Source organism: Sphingomonas canaveralia (assembly GCF_047238125.1).
Classification (GTDB): Bacteria; Pseudomonadota; Alphaproteobacteria; order Sphingomonadales; family Sphingomonadaceae; genus JBDFMH01.
This window is the reverse complement of record NZ_JBDFMH010000001.1, coordinates 3046947-3070439: the sequence shown is the minus strand read 5'-3', so window position 1 is coordinate 3070439 and position 23493 is coordinate 3046947. Positions and strand designations below refer to the sequence as shown.

26 protein-coding genes are annotated in these 23493 nt (G+C 67.0%); 12 read left to right on the top strand and 14 right to left on the bottom strand.

What is annotated here, in order from left to right:
• Positions 1 to 14: 14 nt before the first annotated feature.
• Positions 15 to 1757, bottom strand: a complete 1743-nt coding sequence (locus ABC347_RS15390; RefSeq protein WP_413246587.1) for a DUF885 domain-containing protein — start codon at positions 1755 to 1757, stop codon at positions 15 to 17.
• 176 nt (positions 1758 to 1933) lie between these two features.
• Between ABC347_RS15390 and ABC347_RS15385 the strand changes: the two genes are divergently transcribed.
• Positions 1934 to 4006 (top strand): catalase, encoded by a 2073-nt coding sequence (locus ABC347_RS15385; RefSeq protein WP_413246586.1) that lies wholly within the window; start codon positions 1934 to 1936, stop codon positions 4004 to 4006.
• 16 nt (positions 4007 to 4022) lie between these two features.
• On the opposite strand, the gene ABC347_RS15380 is transcribed toward ABC347_RS15385, so the two are convergent.
• From ABC347_RS15380 to ABC347_RS15365, 4 genes are read right to left on the bottom strand one after another with little or no spacing between them, the layout of a single operon-like run.
• Complete coding sequence (locus ABC347_RS15380) at positions 4023 to 4802, bottom strand: 3'(2'),5'-bisphosphate nucleotidase CysQ (RefSeq protein ID WP_413246585.1); 780 nt, start codon at positions 4800 to 4802, stop codon at positions 4023 to 4025.
• Entirely contained in the window at positions 4795 to 6141 is a 1347-nt protein-coding gene (locus ABC347_RS15375) for a TldD/PmbA family protein (protein WP_413246584.1), read from the bottom strand. The genes ABC347_RS15380 and ABC347_RS15375 overlap by 8 nt, the downstream gene beginning before the upstream one ends.
• A gap of 42 nt (positions 6142 to 6183) precedes the next feature.
• The gene (locus tag ABC347_RS15370; protein WP_413246583.1) at positions 6184 to 6372 is read right to left on the bottom strand and encodes a YqaE/Pmp3 family membrane protein; all 189 of its coding nucleotides are present in this window, start codon (positions 6370 to 6372) and stop codon (positions 6184 to 6186) included.
• Between the two features lie 18 nt (positions 6373 to 6390).
• Entirely contained in the window at positions 6391 to 6645 is a 255-nt protein-coding gene (locus ABC347_RS15365) for a hypothetical protein (protein WP_413246582.1), read from the bottom strand.
• Between the two features lie 157 nt (positions 6646 to 6802).
• Here ABC347_RS15365 and rpmB point away from each other — a divergent pair, with 157 nt between their 5' ends.
• Complete coding sequence (rpmB, locus tag ABC347_RS15360; RefSeq protein ID WP_413246581.1) at positions 6803 to 7090, top strand: 50S ribosomal protein L28; 288 nt, start codon at positions 6803 to 6805, stop codon at positions 7088 to 7090.
• A 95-nt stretch (positions 7091 to 7185) separates the two neighbouring features.
• On the opposite strand, the gene ABC347_RS15355 is transcribed toward rpmB, so the two are convergent.
• On the bottom strand, positions 7186 to 8151 hold the full coding sequence (locus ABC347_RS15355; protein WP_413246580.1) for an esterase-like activity of phytase family protein: 966 nt from the start codon (positions 8149 to 8151) through the stop codon (positions 7186 to 7188).
• A 191-nt stretch (positions 8152 to 8342) separates the two neighbouring features.
• Here ABC347_RS15355 and ABC347_RS15350 point away from each other — a divergent pair, with 191 nt between their 5' ends.
• Entirely contained in the window at positions 8343 to 8774 is a 432-nt protein-coding gene (locus tag ABC347_RS15350; RefSeq protein ID WP_413246579.1) for a glycine zipper 2TM domain-containing protein, read from the top strand.
• Between the two features lie 99 nt (positions 8775 to 8873).
• Here the strand turns inward: ABC347_RS15350 and cobT are convergent, their stop codons facing one another.
• The 5 genes from cobT to ABC347_RS15325 all read right to left on the bottom strand — a co-directional run bounded on the left by cobT (position 8874) and on the right by ABC347_RS15325 (position 13175).
• Entirely contained in the window at positions 8874 to 10703 is a 1830-nt protein-coding gene (cobT, locus tag ABC347_RS15345) for a cobaltochelatase subunit CobT (protein WP_413246578.1), read from the bottom strand.
• On the bottom strand, positions 10696 to 11046 hold the full coding sequence (locus tag ABC347_RS15340; protein WP_413246577.1) for a HepT-like ribonuclease domain-containing protein: 351 nt from the start codon (positions 11044 to 11046) through the stop codon (positions 10696 to 10698). The genes cobT and ABC347_RS15340 overlap by 8 nt, the downstream gene beginning before the upstream one ends.
• Positions 11036 to 11332 carry a nucleotidyltransferase family protein gene (locus ABC347_RS15335; RefSeq protein ID WP_413246576.1) on the bottom strand — a complete coding sequence of 99 codons (297 nt, stop codon included), beginning with the start codon at positions 11330 to 11332 and terminating at the stop codon, positions 11036 to 11038. Before ABC347_RS15335 ends, ABC347_RS15340 begins: the two co-directional genes overlap by 11 nt.
• A 42-nt stretch (positions 11333 to 11374) precedes the next feature.
• A complete protein-coding gene (gene cobS, locus ABC347_RS15330) occupies positions 11375 to 12379 on the bottom strand; it encodes a cobaltochelatase subunit CobS (RefSeq protein ID WP_413246575.1) in 1005 nt (334 codons plus the stop codon).
• A 100-nt stretch (positions 12380 to 12479) separates the two neighbouring features.
• A complete protein-coding gene (locus tag ABC347_RS15325) occupies positions 12480 to 13175 on the bottom strand; it encodes a winged helix-turn-helix transcriptional regulator (RefSeq protein ID WP_413246574.1) in 696 nt (231 codons plus the stop codon).
• 68 nt (positions 13176 to 13243) lie between these two features.
• Between ABC347_RS15325 and ABC347_RS15320 the strand changes: the two genes are divergently transcribed.
• The 5 genes from ABC347_RS15320 to ABC347_RS15295 are packed head-to-tail and all read left to right on the top strand — an operon-like array spanning position 13244 to position 16475.
• Complete coding sequence (locus ABC347_RS15320) at positions 13244 to 14008, top strand: glutathione S-transferase family protein (protein ID WP_413246573.1); 765 nt, start codon at positions 13244 to 13246, stop codon at positions 14006 to 14008.
• The gene (locus ABC347_RS18250; protein WP_459565464.1) at positions 14005 to 14721 is read left to right on the top strand and encodes a DUF1428 domain-containing protein; all 717 of its coding nucleotides are present in this window, start codon (positions 14005 to 14007) and stop codon (positions 14719 to 14721) included. Before ABC347_RS15320 ends, ABC347_RS18250 begins: the two co-directional genes overlap by 4 nt.
• 14 nt (positions 14722 to 14735) lie before the next feature.
• A complete protein-coding gene (locus ABC347_RS15305) occupies positions 14736 to 15521 on the top strand; it encodes a VOC family protein (protein ID WP_413246572.1) in 786 nt (261 codons plus the stop codon).
• Between the two features lies 1 nt (position 15522).
• Complete coding sequence (locus ABC347_RS15300; RefSeq protein ID WP_413246571.1) at positions 15523 to 16017, top strand: VOC family protein; 495 nt, start codon at positions 15523 to 15525, stop codon at positions 16015 to 16017.
• Complete coding sequence (locus ABC347_RS15295; protein ID WP_413246570.1) at positions 16014 to 16475, top strand: SRPBCC family protein; 462 nt, start codon at positions 16014 to 16016, stop codon at positions 16473 to 16475. The genes ABC347_RS15300 and ABC347_RS15295 overlap by 4 nt, the downstream gene beginning before the upstream one ends.
• 3 nt (positions 16476 to 16478) lie before the next feature.
• Here the strand turns inward: ABC347_RS15295 and ABC347_RS15290 are convergent, their stop codons facing one another.
• Positions 16479 to 17027, bottom strand: a complete 549-nt coding sequence (locus ABC347_RS15290) for a J domain-containing protein (RefSeq protein ID WP_413246569.1) — start codon at positions 17025 to 17027, stop codon at positions 16479 to 16481.
• Between the two features lie 89 nt (positions 17028 to 17116).
• Between ABC347_RS15290 and ABC347_RS15285 the strand changes: the two genes are divergently transcribed.
• Together ABC347_RS15285 and ABC347_RS15280 are read left to right on the top strand one after the other, a co-directional pair.
• Positions 17117 to 17404, top strand: a complete 288-nt coding sequence (locus tag ABC347_RS15285) for a BolA family protein (protein WP_413246568.1) — start codon at positions 17117 to 17119, stop codon at positions 17402 to 17404.
• Positions 17405 to 17409: 5 nt separating this feature from the next.
• Entirely contained in the window at positions 17410 to 17862 is a 453-nt protein-coding gene (locus tag ABC347_RS15280; protein WP_413246567.1) for a hypothetical protein, read from the top strand.
• A gap of 17 nt (positions 17863 to 17879) precedes the next feature.
• Here ABC347_RS15280 and pyk read toward each other — a convergent pair whose 3' ends face one another.
• Entirely contained in the window at positions 17880 to 19340 is a 1461-nt protein-coding gene (pyk, locus tag ABC347_RS15275) for a pyruvate kinase (protein ID WP_413246566.1), read from the bottom strand.
• 83 nt (positions 19341 to 19423) lie between these two features.
• On the opposite strand from pyk, the gene ABC347_RS15270 reads away from it, so the two are divergent.
• Both ABC347_RS15270 and ABC347_RS15265 read left to right on the top strand, forming a co-directional pair.
• A complete protein-coding gene (locus ABC347_RS15270) occupies positions 19424 to 19744 on the top strand; it encodes a DUF1244 domain-containing protein (protein WP_413246565.1) in 321 nt (106 codons plus the stop codon).
• Between the two features lie 2 nt (positions 19745 to 19746).
• On the top strand, positions 19747 to 21270 hold the full coding sequence (locus ABC347_RS15265) for an ABC transporter permease/substrate-binding protein (RefSeq protein ID WP_413247079.1): 1524 nt from the start codon (positions 19747 to 19749) through the stop codon (positions 21268 to 21270).
• Positions 21271 to 21360: 90 nt separating this feature from the next.
• Here the strand turns inward: ABC347_RS15265 and ABC347_RS15260 are convergent, their stop codons facing one another.
• A complete protein-coding gene (locus tag ABC347_RS15260) occupies positions 21361 to 23454 on the bottom strand; it encodes a TonB-dependent receptor (RefSeq protein WP_413246564.1) in 2094 nt (697 codons plus the stop codon).
• Between the last annotated feature and the right edge of the window lie 39 nt (positions 23455 to 23493).

Genomic DNA, 23493 nt, shown 5'->3' with positions numbered 1-23493 from the left:
CGGGGAGGAGTCAATCACTTCCCGCCGCCAGCGATCCAGCCATCGACCTGCGCTTCCAGCACGTCGAGCGGCACCGATCCCTGGCCCAGCACGGCATCGTGGAAGCGCGGCAGCGAGAAGCCGGTGCCCAGCGCCTTTTCCGCTTTCGTACGCAGCGCGCGGATCTTGAGTTCGCCCAGCTTGTAGGCCAGCGCCTGGCCCGGCCAGCTGATATAGCGGTTGACCTCGGCATCGATATTGGCGGCCGACAAGGCCGAATTGTCGGTCATGAAGGCGACTGCCTGTTCTTTGGTCCAGCCCTTTGCGTGCAGTCCGGTATCGACGACCAGGCGGCAGGCGCGCCACATCTCGTACGACAGGCGGCCCATATTCTTCTCGGGCGTGTCGTAGATGCCCATCTCGATCCCCAACCGCTCCGAATAGAGCCCCCAGCCTTCGACGAACGCCGTGAAGAAGGCGGCGTGCTTGCGGAAGTCGGGCAGCTCCAGCTCCTGCTGCAGCGCTAGCTGGTGGTGATGGCCGGGCACCGCCTCATGCACCGTCAGCGCGGGCAGCTCCCATAGCGGACGCTGATCGAGCTTTGAGGTATTCACATAATAGAAGCCGGCGATGCCGCTGGCCGCAGATCCGGGCATGTAATAGGCCGTCGTCGTCCCTTCCGCGGTTTCGGCCGGGATCTCCTTCACACCATAAGGCAGCCGCGGCAGCCGGCCGAACAGGCTGGGCATCTTGCCATCGATGATCTTGGCCATGCGTGACGCCGCCGACATCAGTTCCTCGGGCGTCTTGGCGTAATATTTGGGATCGGTCCGCAGTGTCTGGATGAACGCCTCGCGGGTTGGATAACCCGCCTTCTTCGACACCGCCTCCATCTCGGCGCGGATCCGCTTCACTTCGGACAGGCCGAGCTGGTGGATCTGGTCGGGCGTCATGTCGGTCGTCGTCTCGACGCGGACACGGTAGGCGTAATAATCCTTGCCCTGCGGCAGCGCGGAGACCCCCACCGTCTTGCGGCATTTCGGCAGGTAATCGTCGCGGAAATAATCGGCGAGCTTGGTGAATTCCGGGTTGATGGTGGTGCTGACCAAGGTGCCGGCACGGGACTGCATCGCGCGCCAGTCGGCATCGCTCATGTCGCCCGGTTTGGCGCGGGTGAACGGCTCGTAGAGCCGCGACTTGGTCGGATCCGCCACCACCACGCCCCGCACCGATTTCTCGAGCCCTCCGAGCGTCACGCACGGCAGCACGTAGCCGCCGGCCACCGCCTGCTTTGTGATCTTCAGCGATTCGGCGTTGACCGCCGGATATTGCGCCAGCCGCTTCAGGTAGCTCTCATAATCAGCGCGGGTGCGGAACGGCAGCCCATCCGCCATGCCGGCGAACTGCTGCGGCCAGCTGGAATAGGTGGTGAACAGCATCACCCGCTGCGGATAGCGATTGCCCTCCGCCCACTCGGCCAGGCTGCGGCGCAGGATCGCCTTGTTGGTGCGATCGGCCGGCGACAACCCGGCATCGGGAATGGCATCGAGCCGCTTGACGAACTCGTTGGCCTTCGCGGCCTCAGCATCGCGCGCCGCCAGCGAGGGATCGGGCACCTTGTCGTCGTAGCGCCGCTCGCCGAGCGACGTGGCATAGACCGGGTTCGCCTGCAGGAAGAACTGCCAGCTTTCGTCGATCACCGTCTTCAGATCGTCGGCGGGTGCGGCCGCCACCGGTGAAGCAAGCGCCAGCGCAAGCGCGAAGAAGCTGATTCGCATCCTGAATGTCCCCCCTGTGTCGGCCGCGACTATCGGGTGCGCGGCGCGACTTGCCAAGCCGGGCCGCGGGCTTCCTTCAGCAACGTCATGATCTCGATCAAGCGGGGGGACACATATCGCCGCGATGCGTTGGGTCGCTGAACAGCCGGCCGATCCGCGCCTGCAGGAGATCAGAGATGACCGACGAAACCCGCAACCCCGGCAACGGCGGCGAAACCCATCAGCAGGCGAGCGGCGACGCCGCAGTGCTGACCACCAATCACGGCGTGCCGATCAGCGACAACCAGAACAGCCTGAAATCCGGCGCGCGCGGGCCGACGCTGCTCGAGGATTTCGTGCTGCGCGAGAAGATCTTCCACTTCGATCACGAGCGCATTCCGGAGCGGATCGTCCATGCTCGCGGATCGGGCGCGCACGGCTATTTCGAGGCGACCGACGATATCAGCGATCTGTCGAAGGCTGCCGTCTTCACCAAGGGCGAGAAGACCGAGGTGTTCGTGCGCTTCTCCACCGTGGCGGGCGGCGCAGGGTCGGTGGATACGCCGCGCGACGTGCGTGGCTTCGCGGTGAAATTCTACACCCGCGAAGGCAATTGGGATCTCGTCGGCAACAATATCCCGGTGTTCTTCATCCAGGATGCGATCAAGTTCCCCGATCTCGTCCATTCGGTGAAGATGGAGGCCGACCGAGCCTATCCGCAGGCCGGCAGCGCGCATGATACCTTCTGGGATTGGGCATCACTGATGCCGGAGACCACGCACATGCTGATGTGGGCGATGTCCGATCGCACGTTGCCGCGTTCGCTGCGGATGATGGAAGGGTTCGGCGTCCACACCTTCAAGCTGGTCAACGAAGCGGGCGACGCCAGCTTCGTGAAATTCCACTGGCGCCCCAAGCTCGGCATCCAGTCGACGATCTGGGACGAGGCGCTGAAGCTGCAGGCCGCGGACAACGACTATCATCGCCGCGATCTGTGGGAAGCGATCGACAGTGGCGATTTCCCCGAGTGGGAATTGGCGATCCAGGTGTTCGACGAGGCGTTCGCCGAAGCGCAGCCTTATGACGTGCTGGATGCCACGAAGCTGATCCCGGAGGAGGACGTTCCTCTCCGCGTCATCGGCCGGCTGGTGCTCGATCGCAATCCGGACAATTTCTTCGCCGAGACCGAGCAGGTCGCCTTCCTGCCGACCAACATCGTGCCCGGCATCGATTTCTCCAACGATCCGCTGCTGCAGGGCCGGCTGTTCAGCTACATGGACACGCAGAAGTCGCGGCTGGGCACCACCAACTTCCACCAGATCCCGATCAATGCGCCGCGCTGCCCGATGCATAATTTCCAGCGTGACGGGCTGATGCAGACCCAGGTGCCCAAGGGCCGCGCCAATTACGAGCCGAACAGCCTGGCCGAGCATGGCGAGGAAGGCGGCCCGCGCGAAAGCCCGTCACGCGGCTTCGCGACCGTCAATGCGGCCACCGGCGCGGACGAGCAGGGTGACAAACTGCGCATCCGGGCGGAACGGTTCGCCGATCACTACAGCCAGGCGCGGCTGTTCTTCCGGTCGCAGACGCCGAGCGAACAGGCGCACATCGCGTCGTCCTTCGTGTTCGAGCTGTCGAAGGTCGGCCTGCTGGATCAGGTGCCGCCGCGGATGCTGGCAAATCTGCGCAACGTGGACGAGGATCTGGCACAGCGCGTCGCGGACGGGCTCGCGCTGGAGCTCCCTGCCAAGGCCAAAGCCGCGCTCGAGCCGGTGGACATGCCGCCGTCCGATGCGCTGTCGATCCACAAGAAGATGAAGGCCACGCTGGAGGGCCGCGCGGTCGGCATCCTGATCGCCGATGGTACCGATGGCGCTGCACTCGACACGCTGGTCGCCGCGATCGACGGCGCCAAGGGCAAGCCGGTCATCATCGCGCCGAAGGTCGGCGGCGCGAAGCTGGCGGATGGATCGATGCGTAAGGCCGACGGCCAGCTGGCGGGCACGCCGTCGCAGCTGTTCGATGCCGTGGCGATCCTGTTATCCGAGGAAGGTTGCCAGGCGCTGCTGAAGGAAGCGGCCGCAGTACAGTTCGCGATGGACGCGTTCGGCCATCTGAAGGCGATCGGTGCCAGCGACGCCGCCCAGCCGCTGCTCGACAAGGCCGGTATTGAGCCGGATGACGGCGTGACCGGGCTGGACGATACGTTCCTGACGGCAGCCGCGCAGCGCTTCTACGATCGTGAGCCCGGCGTCCGTACGCTCGCCTGATCGCAGCCGGGCAGTGTCAGCGCACCCGCGCTGCCGCTGCCCGGCCGGCCAGCCGGTCGACCGCGGCGGCATGGATCGCCGGCGCCGTCGCCAACACGCCGAACATCTCGCCCTTGGTCGAATTGAATCGGAGCGGCTGGCCCTGTGCGTCGGTCACGATCGCCCCGGCCTCCTGCGCAATTAGGGCGGCGGCGGCGATATCCCATTCGTGGCCCCAGCGCAGCGTAGCCAGCAGGTCTGCCTGTCCGGCAGCCACCATTGCCATCCTGAGCGCGATCGAATTCGGCTTGTGCACCGCCACCAGATCAGAGTCCGCCTTGGGCAATCCATCGGCCGGCACGCGGGCACCCGGAAGCACGGTGCGATCGGATGCGGCGATCGCCGCCCCGTTGCGCGTGGCGCCCTGGCCCGCCTGCGCTCGCCACTGTTCCCCCCGCGCCGGAGCATCGAGGACGCCCAGCACTGCGCTGCCACCTTCAACCAGCGCGATCGACACCGCCCAGCCGTCGCGGCCGCGGATATAGTCGCGCGTGCCGTCGATTGGATCGACGACCCAGGCGCGCACCCGCATCAGCCGGTCCGCCGAATTGATCGTCTCCTCCGATAGCCAGCCGGCTTCGGGATCAATCGCGCGCAGCCGTTCGCGCAGCATGACATCCGCTTCCAGGTCGACCTCGCACACCGGATGGCCCGGCAGCTTCTCCCAGCGCCGAAAATCCTGCTGCCAGCGGCCGTGCACCATCCGGCCGACATCGGCCGCGACCGCGCTGACTGCATCGAGAAGCGTTTCAGGCACCGGCGATCGTCATCCCGTCGATCCGGATCGTGGGCACGTCTATCGCGCGGCGGAACACCAGGTCATCGGCCGCTGTCAGCTGCCGGAACATGTCCTTCAGATTGCCGGCAATCGTGATCTCGGCCACCGGCTCGGCCAGCGCGCCGTCGCGGATCACGAAGCCGGATGCGCCGCGGCTATAGTCGCCGGTGACGCCGTTCACGCCCTGTCCGATCAGCTCAGTCACGAACACGCCCAGCCGGATGTCGCTCATCAGCCCCTCGACGCTGACGAGCCCGCGTTCGAGGAACAGGTTGCTGGCCCCCGCGCCCGGGCTGCCGCCGATCCCGCGCGTGGCATGGCCGGTCGGCTCCAGGTGCAGCTGACGGGCGGAGGCCGAATCCATCAGCCACCCGGTCAGCACGCCATCGGCCACGATATCGCGTGGGCCGGTCGGCAGTCCCTCGCCGTCGAACGGACGCGAGCGCAGACCGCGCGGGCGATGTGGATCATCGCTGATCGTGACGCCCTTCGCAAAGATCTGGCTGCCCAGCGCATCGAGCAGGAAACTGGTCTTGCGCGCGATCGCCGATCCCGTGATCGCGCCAACCAGATGGCCAAGCAGCCCGGCGCCAACACGCGGATCGAACAGCACCGGCATCGGCCCGCTGGCCAGCTTGCCGGGGTTCAGCCGGGCGACCGCGCGCTCGCCCGCGCGCTGGCCGACCGTGGCCGGATCCTCGAGATCCGCCTGATGGCGCGCCGAATGATAGGCGTAGTCGCGCTGCATGCCGGCGCCGCTGCCCGCGATCACGCTGGCCGAACAGCCGAAGCCGGTCGTCTCATAGCCGCCGGTGAAACCGTGGCTGGTGCCGATCGCGATCAATGCGTGGTTGGCGCTGGCGCCGGCCCCTTCGCTGTTGGTGACGCCGGCGATGGCGCGCGCCGCATCCTCGGCCGCCAGCGCGCGTTCCTTCAGCGCGGCCGGCTCCGCCGAATGACGGTCGACTAGATCCAGATTAGGGGCCGTGCCGTGCATCAGCCGATCCTGCGGCGCCAGGCCGGACCAGGGATCCTCGGGAGCCTCGCGTGCCATCGCAACGGCGCGCTCCACGAGCACGCCAAGCGCATCGGGCGACAGGTCGGACGACGACACGCTGGCAGAACGCCGGCCGACGAACACGCGCAGGCCTATTTCCTCGCCCTCGGACCGACCAACATCCTCAAGCGCACCAAGCCGGACGGACACCTGCGTCGCGGCATCGCAGGCATAGAGCGCATCGGCGGCATCTGCACCGCTACGCGTGGCGGCAGCGACCAGATCGGCGACGCGGGACTGGGCTTCGGATACGGTCAGCATGGACCTGCACTTAGTGAGCGCCGGTCCTGCATGCCAGCGCGATCAGCCGCTGATGCGCGCGGGCATCACATCGGGCTTCGCGATCACCACAAGGGCGAAAATGACGCCCGGTACCCAACCGATCAGCGTCAGCAGGACTGACACCCAGAAAGCGGGACCCAGGCTCCGCCGGGCGATGTAAACGCCCAGCGGAGGCAGCAGGATGGCCGCGATGATGGCAAGGATCGGCATGTCGCGGCTCCCTCAGGCTTATTCGCCCGCCTTCTTCACGTCGACGGTCGGCAGCTCAACCTTCTCGGTCGTGGTTTCGACCTTCGGCACTTCGATCGTCTCGGTCTTCGTGCCGACGTCGATCGAGCCGACATCCGCATCCACCGACGGAAGATCACCGCCCTTGACCTGCACCTCGGGCAGCGCGCCGCCCTTGCTCCTCAGATCGACGAAGCCCGTGGCGATCGCGGCGATCGCGAGCAGCACGACGACGACGATGATTCCTGCACGCATTGGAATGTCCCTCCTGTTAATGCACGCCCAACGCGAGCTTTCCGAAACGGTTGCATCACTGGAACGATCAACAAGCGGTCGGCTCTGCTTGACGAATCCGCATGCGGCGGTTATCCGCCCCCACTTTCCGGGCAACCCCGATTACCAGGACGAAGACATGTCGCGCATTTGCGAGCTGACCGGCAAGGGCCGTCAGGTGGGCCACAATGTGTCCCACGCCAACAACAAGACCAAGCGGACCTTTCTGCCGAACTTGCAGAATGTGACGCTGATCTCGGACGCGCTGGGCGAAGGCGTCAAGCTGCGCGTCTCCACGCACGGGCTGCGCTCGGTCGAGCATGTCGGCGGGCTGGACAACTGGCTGCTGAAGACATCGGAAGACAAGCTGTCGCTGCGCGCGCGCCGCCTGAAGCGGCAGATCGCCAAGAAGGCCGTCGCCGCCTGATCCGCGCCCGGGCCTGACGGCCCGGACTGCCGAGATCTGATCGCCCGTCCGGCATCGCCGGGCGGGCGTTTCGCGTGTGCGCCCGTCGCGAAGTCTCAATCCAGCGCGAACTTCAGCAGCAACGTGCGCTGGAAGAACAGGAAATTGTCGTCCGACGCGATCCACAGCATCGTGCGCCCGCGCTCGCGGGTGACTGCCATCGCCTCGAGATTGTCGACGATCAGCGGCGGCGCGATCCGTGCGATCCGCTCCGCCGGCACGATCTGCCCCGGCCTGATCCGGGCCGGATCGATTCGCTCGATCACCGCCGACACGCCATCGCGAAGCGATGCGCGCCGGTTTAGGAGCAGCACCTGGCCATCGGGCAGCAGCGCCGCCTCGGTCGGGCGATAGCCTTCGGGCGGCCGATACTCGAAACGGATCGCACGCATCCCTTTGCGGCTGGGATCGCCCGCGAACAGCAGCGCCTCGCGGCCCCCGCGCGGCCCGCGCTTGCCTTCGGCAAAGACCAGGAAACGTCCGTCCGGCAACCGCACGATCGCCTCCGGCCCCGAGTTCGATGACCAGTCCGCCATCTGCGGCGGCGCCGTGCCGCCCTCGCTGGTCGCCAGTCCGGCTCCGTAGCGCCAGATCGCGTTGGCGCCTTCGAACCCTACCCAAAGCCGGCCCGTCGCCCGATCGATCGTCATCGATTCGCTGTCGCGCCCGCCCTTGTAGGTTCGGTCGCCAGGTGTTTCCGGCAGCGGCGACAGGCGTGCATCGCCCGCAAGGCCGCCGGTCGGCACGTCGAACGCGATCACGGTGCCGCGATCGGACAATGTAGTCACGCGCCTCCCCACGATGCTCATCGATGATATGCCGCCCATGTCGGCCTCGCGGCTGGATAGCGACCAGCCGGCGACGAAGGTCAGCCGCCCTACCTGCCGAAGATCGGGTCGATCGCGGTCCAGCGGGACGGGCCGTGCATGGATGATCGGCGCGGGATCGAACCGATGGACGCGCATCGCCCCGCCCAGGGCAAGGAAGACGGCAAGCAGCAGCAGGATCGCAAGATGGCGCACCCGCGCCTCTTAACGTGCCCGCCAGTGCGCGCCAGCACAGCCGCCAAGCTGAACGGCGGCTAACCCGCGCATTCAGCCAGGGCTCACACGAATCATGAAATAAGGCTCTCATGTCGACGAAGGCTGGCCCCTGCCGAGCAGGGAACCGGCACTGACCGGACGGCTTTTGAAGACGGAAAGGAGATTTCGCCATGTTCAAGAAGCTGCTTTCGATCGCCACTGCAGGCTGCGTCGCCGCGGCCGGCATGGCTGCCCTACCCGCTGCCGCGCAGGCGCAGGGCTATTATGACGGCTATTACCAGCAGGCCGGCGACCGTTATCGCGGTGATCGCTACCGTGGTGGCCGGTATCGCGGCGGCGACCGCTATTATGGCGGCCGCGGCTACTATCGTGGCGATCGCGGCTATTACCGCGGCGGGCGCGGCTATTATGGCGATCGCCGCTATTATGGCGGCCGTGGCCGCTGCCGCGACAACGGCACTGGCGGCACCATCATCGGCGCGATTGCGGGCGGTCTGCTCGGCGATGCGGCGGTGGGTCGTCGCGGCGACGATACGGCCGGCGCCATCGTGGGCGCGGGCATCGGCGCCCTCGCCGGTCGCGCGATCGATCGCAACTGCTGATCGATCAGTACCAGCTACGCGTTTCCCGCAGTTGCTTATCCGGGTTCGCGGAGGGCCGGGTTTCCGAAAGGAGGCCCGGCCCTTTTCTTTGCCGGTAGATCACTCGCTCTCGAACAGCCCCGCCAGCTGCTCCACCATCGTGCCGCCCAGCTGCTCGGCATCCATGATCGTCACGGCGCGCTGATAGTATCGCGTCACATCATGCCCGATGCCGATCGCCACCAGTTGCACCGGGGACCTGCTCTCGATCCAGCCGATCACCTGGCGGAGATGGCGTTCGAGGTAGCTGCCGGAATTGACCGACAGCGTCGAATCGTCGACCGGCGCCCCGTCCGATATCACCATCAGCACCTTGCGGTCCTCGGGCCGCGCGATCAGCCGCCCGTGCGCCCAGAGCAGTGCCTCGCCGTCGATATTCTCCTTCAGCAGGCCTTCGCGCATCATCAGGCCGAGATTGCGTCGCGCCCGCCGCCACGGCGCGTCCGCCTGCTTGTAGATGATGTGGCGCAGATCGTTCAGGCGCCCGGGATGCGCGGGCCGCCCTTCCCCCAGCCATTTCTCGCGCGCCTGCCCGCCTTTCCAGGCGCGGGTGGTGAAGCCCAGTATCTCGGTCTTCACCCCGCACCGTTCCAGAGTGCGCGCCATGATGTCGGCCGAGATCGCCGCGATCGAGATCGGGCGGCCGCGCATCGATCCCGAATTGTCGATCAGGAGCGTGACGATCGTATCCTTGAACTCGGTATCGCGCTCGATCTTGTAGCTCAGCGAATGGCCCGGGCTGACGACGACGCGCGCCAGCCGCGCGGCATCCAGCATCCCTTCCTCCTGGTCGAAATCCCAGCTGCGCGACTGTTGCGCCATCAGCCTGCGCTGCAGCCGGTTCGCCAGCTTGGTGACGGCGCCCTGCAAGTGGATCAGCTGCTGGTCGAGATAGGCGCGCAGCCGGTTGAGCTCGTCCTCGTCGCAGAGATCCTCCGCCGCGATCACCTCGTCGAACGCCGTCGTGAAGCTTTTATAGTCGAACTGGGGGGACAGGTCGGCTGGCGGCCGATTGGGCCGGACGGGCATCATGCCCTCGTCGCCTTCGTCGCCGTCCTGGCCATCCATCTCGTCCGACATCTCGTCGTCGGTTTCGCGGCTGTCGCTTTCCTCGTCGCCGCCCTCGGATTCCTCCGAGCGGGCTTCGACCTGGCTGTCGGAACTCCCGCCGTCCTCCTCGTCCTGTGCGCCTTCCTGGCCCTCGTCGGGCTCGTCGCCGTCACTGTCCTCGCTGTCCTGCGGGTCGCTCTCCGGCTGCGCCTCGACATCGATCAGCGCCAGATCCTCCAGCAGCCGGGTCGCGAGTTTCGCAAAGGCGCGCTGGTCGTCCAGCGCCAGCGCCAGCGCGTCGAGATCAGCACCCGCCCGCTCCTCGATCCAGCTGCGCACCAGCGCCAAGCCGGGCTCGGCGGCAGCAGGCGGCAGATCGCCGGTCAGCCTTTCGCGGACCATCAGCCCGATCGCGGTCGAGAGCGGCACTTCCTCCGCGGTGCGCGCGCGCACCAGCGGATCGGATTTCATCCGCATCGCCAGCGAGGCCGAAAGATTATCGCGCACGCCCGCCATCTGGCGCGAACCGATCGCCTCGATCCGCGCCTGCTCGGCCGCATCGAATACCGCGCGCGCGATCGCCTCCGCCGGGGCGCCCCGGGCATGGAGCGCGCCATCATGGTGCCGCAGCCGCAACGCCGCCCCATCCGCAAAGCCACGCGCCTCGGCCACCTGATCGGCCGGCAGCGAGCGCGCCGGCGCAGGCACCTTGATCGATTTGCCGAGAAGCTGCGGCGCATCGGTGGTGAAGCCCAGTTCCAGCTCGGGCTCGCGCGCCATCGCCCGCGCCGCCCCGCCGAGCGAGGCCTTGAAGCGATCGAGAGGTGTCTGCTCAGCCATTTCGAAGATCAGCCAGGTAAGCGACAGACGTCTTCAGCGCCGGCAGATCGAACTGCACGGTATTGAAAATGGTCAGCGCGTCGATGTTCTCATATTCATGGCGCAGCATGTTCCCAAGACCACGGACCTCGGACATGGGCAGGTCGGGCGCAATCAGCGACATCCGCTCAGCCCCAATGCGAATCGCCGCCTCGGTCAGCCGCTGCAGGCATCGTTCAACGGCATCCATGGTCTTGCGGTCGGCCGCGAAAGAGGCCTCGTCGTGATCCCCGAGATAGGCGATCGCCAGATCGATATTGGCGACGATATCCTCGACCCGCCTGAACTCGCGATCAAAAGACAAGCCAGCGATCCCGATCGATCTCTCGCTGGATGGCCGGCTTGCGAGCGGGCTCGCCTACCACATCGACCGTCGCCTCGAGCAAGCTGCCGAGCCGGCCAGCGATCGCCGCAAATGCGAAAGCGCCCACATGCGCAGCGCTATCCAAAGTAATCGCGATATCCACATCGGAAACCGCGTGCTCCTGCCGACGTGCTACCGATCCGAACAGGGATAGGCTGGCGATGCCGAGCTGCCGCAGTTCGCCTTCGTGATCCTTCAATGTCTTGATAACCCTATCGGCGCGCATGATGCCATCCTATGCAATCGACGCCTTTCAACCAACGCCGGCTCAGCCTTTGCTAACCACGCTCTCCGGCAAATCCTTGCCGAACACGCGCTGATAATATTCGGCGACAAGCGAGCGCTCGGCCTCGTCGCACTTGTTGAGGAAGCTCAGCCGGAAGGCGAAGCCGACATCGTCGAAAATCAGCGCATTCTGCGCCCAGCTGATCACCGTGCGGGGGCTCATCACAGTCGAGATATCGCCCGCGATGAATCCGGCGCGGGTCAGGTCCGCCACCTTGACCATGTTGTCGACCAGCTTCTTGCCGTCGGGCTTGTCATACTCGCCACTCTTGGCGAGCACGATCTGCGCCTCGACCGCGGCCGGCAGATAGTTCAGCGTCACCACGATGTTCCAGCGGTCCATCTGGCCCTGGTTGATCTGCTGCGTACCGTGATAAAGTCCGCTGGTATCACCCAGGCCTACCGTATTCGCCGTCGCGAACAGCCGGAAATAGGGGTTCGGCCGGATCACGCGGTTCTGGTCGAGCAAGGTCAGCTTGCCCTCGGTTTCCAGCACCCGCTGGATCACGAACATCACGTCGGGCCGGCCGGCATCATATTCGTCGAACACCAAGGCGGTCGGCGTCTGCAGCGCCCAGGGCAGCAGGCCTTCGCGGAATTCGGTCACCTGCTGGCCGTCGCGCAGCACGATCGCGTCGCGGCCGATCAGATCGATGCGGCTGATGTGCGCATCCAGGTTGATGCGGATGCATGGCCAGTTCAGGCGCGCGGCCACCTGCTCGATGTGCGTCGACTTGCCGGTGCCGTGATAGCCCTGCACCATTACCCGCCGGTTGTGGGCGAAGCCGGCGCAGATCGCCAACGTCGTATCCGGATCGAATACATAGGCGGGGTCGAGATCTGGCACCCGCTCGTCCGCCTCGGAAAAGCCCGGCACTTCCATGTCGCTGTCGATGCCGAACGCGTCGCGTAGCTTCACCATCCGGTCGGGTGCATCCAGCACGGTCGCGGTGCGGCTATCGGGCTGGATATTGGGCAGGTCGGTCATCACCACATCCGGATCGCTTGGGGTCACGTGAAGAATGGCGCCGGCTTCGATGGGTTCCGGTCGCTATCGCCTTGGCTAGTGGGAAGCCGGAGCGCGTCCGTCAACCCGCCCCGGCCTTGGGCGGCAGCACGAACAGCCCAGTCACTTGCTCGGCAATGGCCCGATCGCCCTCTACCCGCAGCACGCCGGCGGCCTCGGCATCTGCGATCGGGCGGCCGCCATAGACGATGCCGGCGATCGTCATCGGATCGCTGGTGAGGACCGCATCCACGCCGGCGGGTTCGCCACGTTCTATCTCGATCCCGTCGGCGCCGATCCGGGCGACGAACGCTTCCGCCCCGAACCTGAATCCGATCCGGGCCGGGCATGATGCGGCGCGCGGCCGATCGATCATCGTGCGGAACGACAGCATCAGCGATGCCGCCGATAGCGGCAGCGACGGATCATGGGTGGGCGAGCGTGCCGCCCAGCGACCCAGTTCCTGGATCGCGACCTCGGCCTGATAGCCCCAATCGGTCAGTTCGTAGACCTGCACATTGGCGGGCGGCGGCAACCGTCGCCGCCGCGCGATGCCCGCTGCCTCAAGGCCGGCCAATCGCTGCGTCAATATGTTCGCGCTGATGCCCGGCAGGCTGGCCCGCAACTCGCTGAACCGGCGTCCGCCAAACATCAGTTCGCGCACGATCAGCAGCGACCAGCGCTCGCCGACCAGCTCGAGCGCATGAGCGGTGCCGCATGCATCGTCATACCAGCGTTCGGTGGACAATCGCTCATCGGTAACTTTTTCTGACTTCATAGTTGCTTTTGATAACTCATTCCGCTAGCCAAGGCAATATTGATCCGGACAAGGTGAGAGGAGACACCATGACCGATTCACGACCAGAAGACAGCGGGTCAGGCAACGCCGCGGGTCAACGACACGCCCCGCCGCGCCCCACCATAACCGCATTCGATTGGGTGCCCGATTTCGCCAGGGGGCAAGTCCGCGATCTGCGCGCACGCTGGGCGCTGGAAGAGGCCGGACAGGCTTATGCCGTCCGCTATCTGAGCCAGGGCGATCAGAAGGCGCCACCTCACCGCGGCATCCAGCCGTTCGGGCAGGTGCCGACGCTGGAGGAAGACGGCATCACCTTGTTCGAATCGGGCGCGATCGTGCTGCACATCGCGGAGACGCGCGGCGCGATGCTGCCGAAGGATCCGGGTGGTCGTGCTCGCGCGATCGAATGGATGTTCGCCGCACTCAATACGGTCGAGCCGCCGATCATGGATCATGCCATCGCTACGCTGTTCGAAGCCGACAAGCCATGGTCGAAGCCGCGGCTGCCCGCCATCTGCCAGCGGATCGACGAGCGGCTGGGCGAAGTCGCTGCCCGTCTGGGCGAGCGTGAATGGTTCGACGGCCAGTTCACCACCGGTGATCTGCTGATGATATCGGTGCTGCGCATCCTGCGTGGCGATCCGCTGCTCGAAAAATATCCGGGGCTGGTGGCCTACGTCGCCCGGGGCGAGGCGAGGCCGGCCTTTCAGCGCGCGCTGGCCGCGCAGCTCGAAGGCTTCACCGGCAGCCCGCCGCCGGGCTTCGCCGAATGGGAGGCCAAGATGAAACAGAACCGAGGAGAGGGCCAATGACCTATGTTCAAGGGTTCGTGCTGGCGGTGCCCACCGCGAATCAGGCGCGCTATGTCGATCATGCCACCAAGGCGCTGCCGCTGTTCAAGGAATTCGGCGCCGATCGCCTGGTCGAAGGCTGGGGCGATGACGTGCCGGATGGGAAGATCAACGATTTCAAGGGCGCGGTCCAGGCTGAGCCTGGCGAAGCCGTCCTGTTCAGCTGGATCGAGTTTCCCGACAAGACGACCTGCGATGCGGCCGGCCAGAAGATGATGAGCGACCCGCGCATGGCCGAGCTCGGCGAAATGCCGTTCGATGGCAAGCGCATGATTTTCGCCGGATTCGTACCGGAAGTCGACGAAGGCCCGGGCGGCACCATGGGATATGCCGACGGCTATCTGATTCCCGTGCCGACGGAAAATAAGGGCGCCTATTTCGATATGGCGCGCAGGGTCGCGCCGATCTTTCTTGAATCCGGTGCCACGCGCGTCGTCGAATGCTGGGGCGTCGACGTGCCGGATGGCAAGATCACCGATTTCCGGCGCGCGACCCACGCCAAGGATGGCGAACAAGTGGTGTTCAGCTGGGTCGAATGGCCCTCGAAGGAGGCGCACGTCGCCGGCTGGGAGAAGTTCATGGCCGACGAGCGGATGAAGACGCCGCCCGACGACATGCCGTTCGATGGCAAGCGCATGATCTATGGCGGGTTCACGCCCGTCGTCGACGCCTGACGGGGAGAGGATCGATGACCAATCCGCACGGCACCCCGATCTGGTACGAACTGCTGAGTGCAGAGCCGGATCGCGCGAAGCGATTCTATGAAGCCGTCGTCGGCTGGACGATCCATCCCGCCGATCCGGGGGGCATGGATTACCGCATGATCGATGCGGGCGGGGGCGCGTTCGTGGGCGGCCTCGCCGGCCATCAGCCGGGGCAGTCTCCGCCCCAGATCGATCCCGGCTGGCATTTCTACGTCGGCGTCGACGATGTCGATGCAACCGTCGCGCGGATCGCGACCGCAGGCGGCAGCGTGCGGATCCCGGCCTTCGACCTGCCGGGCGTCGGCCGCATGGCCTATGTCGCGGATCCGCAGGGCAACCCCTTCTACGTGATGCGCGGCGCCAGTACCGAAAGCAGCACTGCCTGGGATCGCACCGGCATGGGCAAATGCAACTGGAACGAACTGACGACCACCGACCAGGCGGCGGGCAACGACTTCTACGCGAATGTCTTCGGCTGGAGCTTCCCCGGCAGCATGCCGATGGGCGACATGGGCGATTACATCTTCGTGGCGGTCGGCGACGAGACGATCGGTGCCACGATGCGGCAGGGCTCGCCCGAACAGCCGGCCGGCTGGCTCTTCTATTTCCGCGCACCCGACATCGATGTCGCTGCCGATACGGTGCGGACCGAGGGCGGCACCGTTCATGCCGGTCCGATGGACGTGCCGGGCGGCGATCGCATCATCGTCGCCAGCGATCCGATGGGAGCCCCGTTCGGCATCGTGGCACCCGGCGGCAAGGGAGAGTGACATGAACCAGCACCCGATGGCTGCCTGCCTTTGGTACGATCATGGCCAGGCCCGGCATGCCGCCGAATTCTACGCATCGGTATTCCCGGACAGTCATGTCGATGCGATCCGCACCGCGCCGGTGGATTATCCCGACGGCACCGCGGGATCGGAACTGACGGTGGAATTCACCCTGCTCGGCCAGCCGTTCGTCGGGCTCAACGGCGGCCCGATGTTCAAGCCGAACGAAGCCGTCAGCTTCATGATCTTCACCGACGATCAGGAAACGACCGACCGCTACTGGAACGCGATCGTCGGCAATGGCGGCGCGGAGAGTGAATGCGGCTGGTGCAAGGATCGCTGGGGTCACAACTGGCAGATCACGCCGCGGGCGCTGATGGACGCAATGGCCGATCCCGATCCCGAAGCCGCCAAGCGCGCGATGCAGGCCATGATGACCATGCGCAAGATCGACATCACCGCGATCGAGGCAGCCCGTCGCGGAGGACCGGCATGAGCGCCGAGCATGAGCTGCGCATCGAACGGCTGATCGACGCGCCGGTCGATGCGGTCTGGCGCGCCTGGACCGAACATGGCGGCGAATGGTTCTGCCCGCGGCCCTGGACTGCAGAAATCGTGGCGCAGGAGCTGCGGGCAGGCGGCCGCTCGGCCATCGTGATGCGCGGTCCGCAAGGCGAGGAACATGCCCATGAAGGCGTCTTCCTCGAAGTCGTGCCCCAGCGCCGGATCGTCTCGACGGACGCCTTCACCGCCGGCTGGGCGCCGGCCGGCCCGTTCATGGTGCGGATCGACGAGTTCGCCGAAGAGGGCGGCAGGACGCGTTACACCGCGATCGCGCGACACTGGACGGTTGAAGCGCGCGATCAGCATGCGGCGATGGGTTTCGAAGCCGGCTGGGGCGCCGCGTCCGATCAGCTGGCCGAGGTCGCCCGCCGGATCGCCGGACGGGATTGAACGTCAGGCGAAGGCGGGCGACGCCTTCAGCTGTTGATAGGCCTCCACCACCCGTTGCAGCGTCGCTTCATGGCTGCGGTCGCCGCCATTATGGTCGGGATGGTAGCGGCGGACCAGATCGGCGTAGCGCTGGCGCAGCGCGCGCCGGTCGGCATCCACCTCCAGCCCGAGCAGCTTCAGCGACTTGCGATCGCCCTCCGCCAGCGGCCGCCCATCCTTGCGCTCGGCGCGCTCGGCGCGGGCAAAGCGCGCGCCGATCGCGTCCAGCGGATCGGTGAAGTCGGCCCATTTCGGCCCGGGCGCGCCATTGGCGGCGAACGCCCTCGTCTCGCGTTCCCAGCCGGCGAAAGGCCGCTGCTCGGCCTCGATCTCGTCGGTGCTCATGCCTTCGAAATAATTATAGCCGCTGTTGAAGGCGCGCACATGTTCCAGGCATAGCCACTGCCAGGCTGGCGGTGCATCGGGATTGGCGCGGTGGCGCTCGGTCGGCGCGCGGAATTCGCCCGCTTCCCGGCAGCCCGCATGCGCGCAGGCGCGACCGCCGTCGATCACTCGACCGTGGAAGCGATCCCCTCTCGCGCGTCCTGCCCTGCCGTCGTTCAATGCTGCCTTCCGTCGTCCAATTCGCCTATATAGGCGCGATGACCAACACCGCCACCGGCCCCGTCGCGGCCGAAATCACCCGCCGCCTGACCGCCGCCCTTTCACCCGATCGCCTCGCCGTGATCGACGACAGCGAAAAGCATCGCGGCCATGCCGGCCACGACGCGCGCGGCGAATCGCACTTTACCGTGGAAATCGTTGCCGCCGCGTTCGAAGGCCAGAGCCGGGTCGCCCGCCAGCGCGCGGTGAACAAAGCGCTCGGCGACCTGCTGGTGGAGCGCGTCCATGCGCTGGCGATCGTCGCGCGCGCACCCTCCGAAGCCTGACACCCTTGCGCTATTTCCTCGATACCGAATTCAACGGCTTCGGCGGCGCGCTGATCAGTATCGGCTTGGCCGCCGAACATGGCGGCGAGGATTATTATGTCGCGCTGCCGCTGCCCGACGATCTCGACCCCTGGGTCGAACGCCATGTCGTGCCTTATCTCTTCAACGTGCCGCCCGCGTTCGACAATCGGCTGGATCGGGTGGCTGCGGCGCATGATCTGGCCCGCTATCTCTCGGCCGATCCCGATCCCGTGCTGGTGGCGGACTGGCCCGAGGATATCGCGTTGCTTTGCCGCCTGCTGACAATCCACGCGACCGACGTGGTCGATCTGCCACGGCTCGGCTTCGATTATGTCCGCACCCCCGGCTTCTCGACCGCGCGCAACAGCGCCGTGCCCCACAACGCGCTCCACGACGCCCGCGCGCTGCGCGATCATCTGCTGGCGCTGGAGGGGTAGGAGCTGAACGCCAGCTCTCAGTCGGCATACCCCTTCAGTTCGTCTCCGGTCAGCCGGACGACATGGAGCATGTTGGTCGATCCGGGGGTCCCGAACGGCACGCCCGCCATCACGATCAGCCGCTGCCCGGCCTGCGCGATGCCGTGGCGCAGCGCCATCCGCTTGGCCTTGGCCACCATCTCCTCGAAGCTGGCGACATCCTTCGTCACCACCGAATGCGCGCCCCACAGCAGGCCCAGCCGGCGCGCGGTCTGGCGCTTGGGGGTCAGCACCAGCGTCGGCACCGATGGCCGCTCGCGCGCGATCCGGCGCGCGGTCGATCCCGACATGGTGAAGCAGATGATCGCGGCCGCCCCGACCGTGCGGGTGATGCGATCGGCGGCTTCGGACAGCGCATCGGCGGTGGTGGCATCGGGCGTGGTCTGGGTGAAGTGCAGCCGCGCCTGATAGCCGGGATCATTCTCCACCGAGATCGCGATCTTGTCCATCATCGCGACCGATTCCACCGGCCAGGCCCCCGCCGCCGATTCGGCGGACAGCATGATCGCATCCGCCCCATCATAGATCGCGGTTGCCACGTCGGACACTTCCGCGCGGGTCGGCGTGGGCGCTACGATCATCGATTCCAGCATCTGCGTGGCGACCACCACCGGCCGGCCCAGCCGTCGCGCGGCTTCCACGATCTGCTTCTGCACCGGCGGCACCTGTTCGGGCGGCAGTTCCACGCCGAGATCGCCGCGCGCCACCATCACCGCATCGGCCAGCTCGAGGATCTCCTCCAGCCGGTCCACCGCCGCCGGCTTCTCGATCTTGGCGAGCAGCGCCGCGCGGCCACCGATCAGCCGCCGCGCTTCGGCCACGTCCTCGGGCCGCTGCACGAAGCTGAGCGCGATATAGTCCGCCCCCATCTCCAACGCGAAGGCGAGATCGGCGCGATCCTTCTCGGTCAGCGCCGCCATCGGCACCACCACGTCGGGCACGTTCAGGCCCTTGTTGTTGCTCAGCGTGCCGCCGACTTCCACGCGGGTTCGGATCAGCGTCTCGTCGCATTCGGTCACGCGCAGCACCAGCTTGCCGTCGTCCAGCAACAGTCGGGCGCCCGGCCGCAGCGCCTCGAAGATCTCGCGGTGGGGCAATTGCACGCGGGTGACGTCGCCCGGCGCGGGATCGCGATCGAGCAGGAAGGGCTCGCCGACTTTCAGCGTCACCACCCCCTCGGCAAAGCGGCCGACGCGCAATTTCGGCCCCTGCAGATCGAACAGGATCGTGGTCGGCCGCCCGATCTCCTTTTCCAGCGCGCGGATCGCTTGGATCACGGGCACCTTGTCGTCATGCGCGCCGTGGCTCATGTTGATCCGGAACGCGTCGGCCCCAGCCAGGAACAGCGCGCGGATCATCTCGGGCGTGTTGCTGGCCGGCCCAAGGGTCGCGAGCACGCGCACCTTGCGGGAACGGGGGGCAACGATCTGCTGGGCCACGGCGCGATCCTTGAATGTTTGGGTCTGGCTGGCGAGCGCCCGTGGTTAGGGGTTAATCACGCCAGATCAAGAATGGAGTGACCATGTCCTGCGATTCACCGGCCGATACGCTGCCCGAAATCGATGATGCGCTGGCCGCCGCCGCGTTCCGCCGGCTGGTTGGGCATCTGCGCCACCGCACCGATGCCCAGAATGTCGATCTGATGGGGCTGGCCGGCTTCTGCCGCAACTGCCTGGGCGATTGGCTGGCCGATGCTTCCGAAGGCCGGCTGACCCGAGATCAGGGCCGCGAGCTCGTCTATGGCATGCCTTATGCGCAGTGGAAGGCGGATCACCAGCAGCCGGCCACTGACGAGCAGATCGCCCGCATGAACGCCAGCATCGCGCTGAACCAGGCCCACTGATCCTGCGCGACGCGTTCGCCCAGCTACCCGCACTCGCCGCCCAGCATCTGCTGCTGTCGGCGGCAGCGCTGGCGCTGGCGCTGCTGATCGGCCTGCCGCTCGGCATCCTGGTCGCCAGGCGGCCGCGGCTGCGCGGCGTGGCGCTGGCGGTCGCCGGCCTCATCCAGACGATTCCGGGGCTGGCGCTGCTCGCGCTTTTCTATCCGCTGCTGCTGGCGCTGTCCGATCTCGTCGGCGGCGGCATCCCGGCGCTGGGCTTCCTGCCCGCACTGCTGGCGCTGACCCTGTATGCACTGCTGCCGATTCTCAGGAACCTGATCGCCGGGCTCACCACCATCGATCCAGCGATCCTGGAGGCGGCCGATGGACTGGGGATGACGCGTGGCCAGAAGCTGCGGCTGGTCGAAGCGCCGCTGGCCGCGCCGGTGGCGATGGCCGGCATCCGCACCGCTGCGGTGTGGACGATCGGCGCGGCGACGCTGGCCACCACGGTCGGCCAGCCCAGCCTCGGCAACCTGATCTTCTCCGGCCTGCAGACCGAGACGTGGGATCTGGTGCTGGCCGGCTGCATCGGCGCGGCCGGGCTCGCGATCGCGGCCGATCTGCTGCTGGGCGCGGTCGAGCAGGGTATCGCCCGCCGCCGGCCGCTGCGCGCGCTGGTCGCCGGCGGGATAGCTCTTGCGGCGGTACTGTCCGCGCTGGTCGCCACCCTCGCCCCCTCCCGCCCGGCGATCACGGTCGGCGCGAAGAATTTCTCCGAGCAATATATCCTCGCCCGCCTGATCGGCCGCCGGCTCGAAGCTGCGGGCATGGCTGTGCGATACGATGAAGGGCTGGGCTCGTCGGTCGCGCTGTCCGCGCTCGAGCGCGGCGATGTCGCGGTCTATGTCGATTATGCCGGCACGATCTGGGCCAATGCGATGCGCCGCACAGATGCCCCGCCGCGCGCGACGATGATCGCCGAGATCGATCGCTGGCTGGCCGCGCGACAAGGCGCGCGCGTGCTCGCCCTGCTCGGCTTCGAGAATGCCTACGCGCTGGCGATGCGGCGCGCCGATGCGCAGCGGCTCGGCATCCGCAGCATCGCCGATCTCACCGCCGCCGCGCCGCGGCTGCGGCTGGCGGCCGATCTCGAGTTCCTGGACCGCCCCGAATGGGCGGCGCTGGCCAAGGCCTATCGCCTGCGCTTCGCCTCCGCCAAGGCCTACAGCCCCACTTTCATGTACCGCGCGCTGCAGAGCGGCCAGGCCGACGTGATCGCCGCCTTCTCGTCCGACGGGCGGATCGCCGCGCAGGATCTGGTCGTGCTCTCCGATCCCGCGCAGGCGATCCCGGGCTATGATGCGCTGCTGCTGATCAGCGGGGCTCACGCGCGCGATGCCCCGCTGCGCGCGGCGCTGCTTCCGCTGAAGGGGGCGATCGACGTTGCCCGCATGCGCGAGGCGAACTACCGGGTCGATCGCGACCGCGACAAGCAGACGCCGGATCAGGCCGCGACCTGGCTGGCAGGGCAGATCGAACGCTAGCTTGTCATCCCGGCGAAAGCCGGGATCCAGAGCCGCAAACACCGCGCCCATGGCCCTAGACCCCGGCTTCCGCCGGGGTGACGGAAAGCCTCAGAAGCTGAACCGCACCGAAGCGCGCAGATCACGTCCCGCCAGCGGCGCGAAATCCTTCAGCACGCTGGCATGGCGCCGCGCGACGATATCGAAGATATTGTTGGCGGACAGGATCAGCCGGGTGGGGTTCGCGCGGCCGAACGGGCTCACCGATACGGACGCGTTCACCATCGTCCACCCCGCCGTCTCGGTCTCGAACGCGGACACGCGGTCCTGGCGGAAGGCATGCTCCACCTCGACGCGGCCCTGGACATGGTTCGCCTGCGCCTCGATTCCGCCCAGCAGGCGGAGCGGCGGGATCCGCGGGGCGGGGCCGGTGCCGCGGATCTGCGCGCGGACATAATCGGCCACGCCGTCCACCACGATCGCGGTTTCGCCCAGCGTCGCCAGCGTCGCCGATCCCTCGATCTCGAAGCCGTAATAGCGGGCATCGGCCTGGGAATAGGCAAACACCGGCAGGCCGTCCTCGATCTCGCCGGTCAGCGAATCATAGATATAGTCGTCGAACCAGCTGTGATAGGCCGATGCCTCCAGCGAATAGCCTGGGCCCGATCCGCGCAGCGTCGCTTCCACCCCCCAGCTCTTCTCCTTCGCCAGGTTCGGATCGCCGATCTCGAACGCCTGCGTGCCGGCGTGCGGCCCGTTCGAATAAAGCTCCTCGGCCGAGGGCGCGCGTTCGGTGCGCGACAGGTTCAGGCCCACCCGCCAGGCCGGCGCGATCGCGACGCTGGCCCCCAGCGATCCGGAAAAGGCGTTGAAGCTGCGACGCAGATCGGGATTGCCCAGATCCTCGTCGGCGGCGGCGCTGATGATGCTGCGTTCGAACCGGCCGCCGGCCTCCGCCCGCACTGCGCCCAGATCGAACTGCTGCAGCGTGAACAGGCCATATTGCTGGCTCTCGGTCTTGGGGACGAACTTCTCCTCCCCGATCGCCTGGAAATCGCGGGTCAGCAGCTGGCCGCCGAACGCGCCCTGCCAGCCGCCGCGCTTGGCCTGCACGAATTCGACGCGGCCTTCGATCCCCTTGTTCAGGAAGGTGGTGCCGATCGCGCCATCCTCCTCCAGCTCGTCGTGGCGATAATCCGCGAACCCGGCGCGCAGCCGGATCCGCTCGAGGAAGCCGTCGCCCGTCTCCACCTCGCCGCGCAGGTCGGCGCGCGTCTGCCGCACGTCCAGCCGCACCGCCTCGGCTTCCTCGCCCGGCTCCAGCGCATAGCGGATCGGCACGCCGTACAGGCTGTCGTACCGGCTGACCGAAAAGCCCAGATTGCCGGTATCGGTCACGATCGCGGCGCCGCCCGCCACGTCCCAGGTGCGCGCCGCGCTGTTCGGCAGCTTGCCCTTCAGATTGGCGAGATCGCGGATCTCGGGATCGGCGCTGGCCGCCGCCTCCGCGCGGCGGGTGGGGGAGAGGATGAAGCCGCCCGTGTCGAGATCGCCGGTCTTGGTATAGCTGCCGTCGACATGCAGCACGATCTTGCCGCCAACGGGCACGTCGACCGCACTGCCGATCGCGCGCTCGTCGGCGGCCGAGCCATAGGTCGCCTGCGCATCGATGTGCAGCGCCTCGTCTGGCATCCGGCGCGGGATGCGGCTGTCGATCACGTTCACGACGCCGCCGATCGCCGACGACCCGAACAGCAGCGCCGACGGCCCGCGCAGCACCTCGATCCGGTCCGCGGTCAGCGGATTGATGACGACGGCATGATCGACGCTGGTCGATGACGCGTCGAAGCTGCCGATCCCATCGGTCAGCACGCGCACCCGATCGCCCTGGAAGCCGCGCAGCACCGGGCGCGATGCGTTGGGGCCGAACGAGGTCGCGGAAACGCCCGGCTGGCGGGTCAGCGTCTCGCCGATCGTCGGCCGCGTCTCGCGGACCAGCTCGCTGCCCGTCACCACCGACACGCCGGCCAGCAGATCGCGCCGGTCGCGGCGGAACGGCGCGGTGATCACGATCGTGGCATCATCGGGCACATGATAGCCGCCCGCCTGATCCTCCCCCTCGCGGTGGCCGATCCCTTGGGCGTGGGCCGGCAGCGCCAGCGCGCCGAGCGCGATCCCGGCAAGCAAAGCAGCATGTTTCATCACGACGCGAATCCCTTTTCTTACTCGCGCGCCGCTATGGCC

Coding starts and splice junctions, on each gene's coding strand:
- ABC347_RS15390 (WP_413246587.1), bottom strand. CDS start 1,757: ATGCGAATCAGCTTCTTCGCGCTTGCGCTGGCGCTTGCTTCACCGGTG.
- ABC347_RS15385 (WP_413246586.1), top strand. CDS start 1,934: ATGACCGACGAAACCCGCAACCCCGGCAACGGCGGCGAAACCCATCAG.
- ABC347_RS15375 (WP_413246584.1), bottom strand. CDS start 6,141: ATGCTGACCGTATCCGAAGCCCAGTCCCGCGTCGCCGATCTGGTCGCT.
- ABC347_RS15370 (WP_413246583.1), bottom strand. CDS start 6,372: ATGCCGATCCTTGCCATCATCGCGGCCATCCTGCTGCCTCCGCTGGGC.
- ABC347_RS15365 (WP_413246582.1), bottom strand. CDS start 6,645: ATGCGTGCAGGAATCATCGTCGTCGTCGTGCTGCTCGCGATCGCCGCG.
- rpmB (WP_413246581.1), top strand. CDS start 6,803: ATGTCGCGCATTTGCGAGCTGACCGGCAAGGGCCGTCAGGTGGGCCAC.
- ABC347_RS15350 (WP_413246579.1), top strand. CDS start 8,343: ATGTTCAAGAAGCTGCTTTCGATCGCCACTGCAGGCTGCGTCGCCGCG.
- cobT (WP_413246578.1), bottom strand. CDS start 10,703: ATGGCTGAGCAGACACCTCTCGATCGCTTCAAGGCCTCGCTCGGCGGG.
- ABC347_RS15335 (WP_413246576.1), bottom strand. CDS start 11,332: ATGCGCGCCGATAGGGTTATCAAGACATTGAAGGATCACGAAGGCGAA.
- cobS (WP_413246575.1), bottom strand. CDS start 12,379: ATGACCGACCTGCCCAATATCCAGCCCGATAGCCGCACCGCGACCGTG.
- ABC347_RS15325 (WP_413246574.1), bottom strand. CDS start 13,175: ATGAAGTCAGAAAAAGTTACCGATGAGCGATTGTCCACCGAACGCTGG.
- ABC347_RS15320 (WP_413246573.1), top strand. CDS start 13,244: ATGACCGATTCACGACCAGAAGACAGCGGGTCAGGCAACGCCGCGGGT.
- ABC347_RS18250 (WP_459565464.1), top strand. CDS start 14,005: ATGACCTATGTTCAAGGGTTCGTGCTGGCGGTGCCCACCGCGAATCAG.
- ABC347_RS15305 (WP_413246572.1), top strand. CDS start 14,736: ATGACCAATCCGCACGGCACCCCGATCTGGTACGAACTGCTGAGTGCA.
- ABC347_RS15300 (WP_413246571.1), top strand. CDS start 15,523: ATGAACCAGCACCCGATGGCTGCCTGCCTTTGGTACGATCATGGCCAG.
- ABC347_RS15295 (WP_413246570.1), top strand. CDS start 16,014: ATGAGCGCCGAGCATGAGCTGCGCATCGAACGGCTGATCGACGCGCCG.
- ABC347_RS15285 (WP_413246568.1), top strand. CDS start 17,117: ATGACCAACACCGCCACCGGCCCCGTCGCGGCCGAAATCACCCGCCGC.
- ABC347_RS15270 (WP_413246565.1), top strand. CDS start 19,424: ATGTCCTGCGATTCACCGGCCGATACGCTGCCCGAAATCGATGATGCG.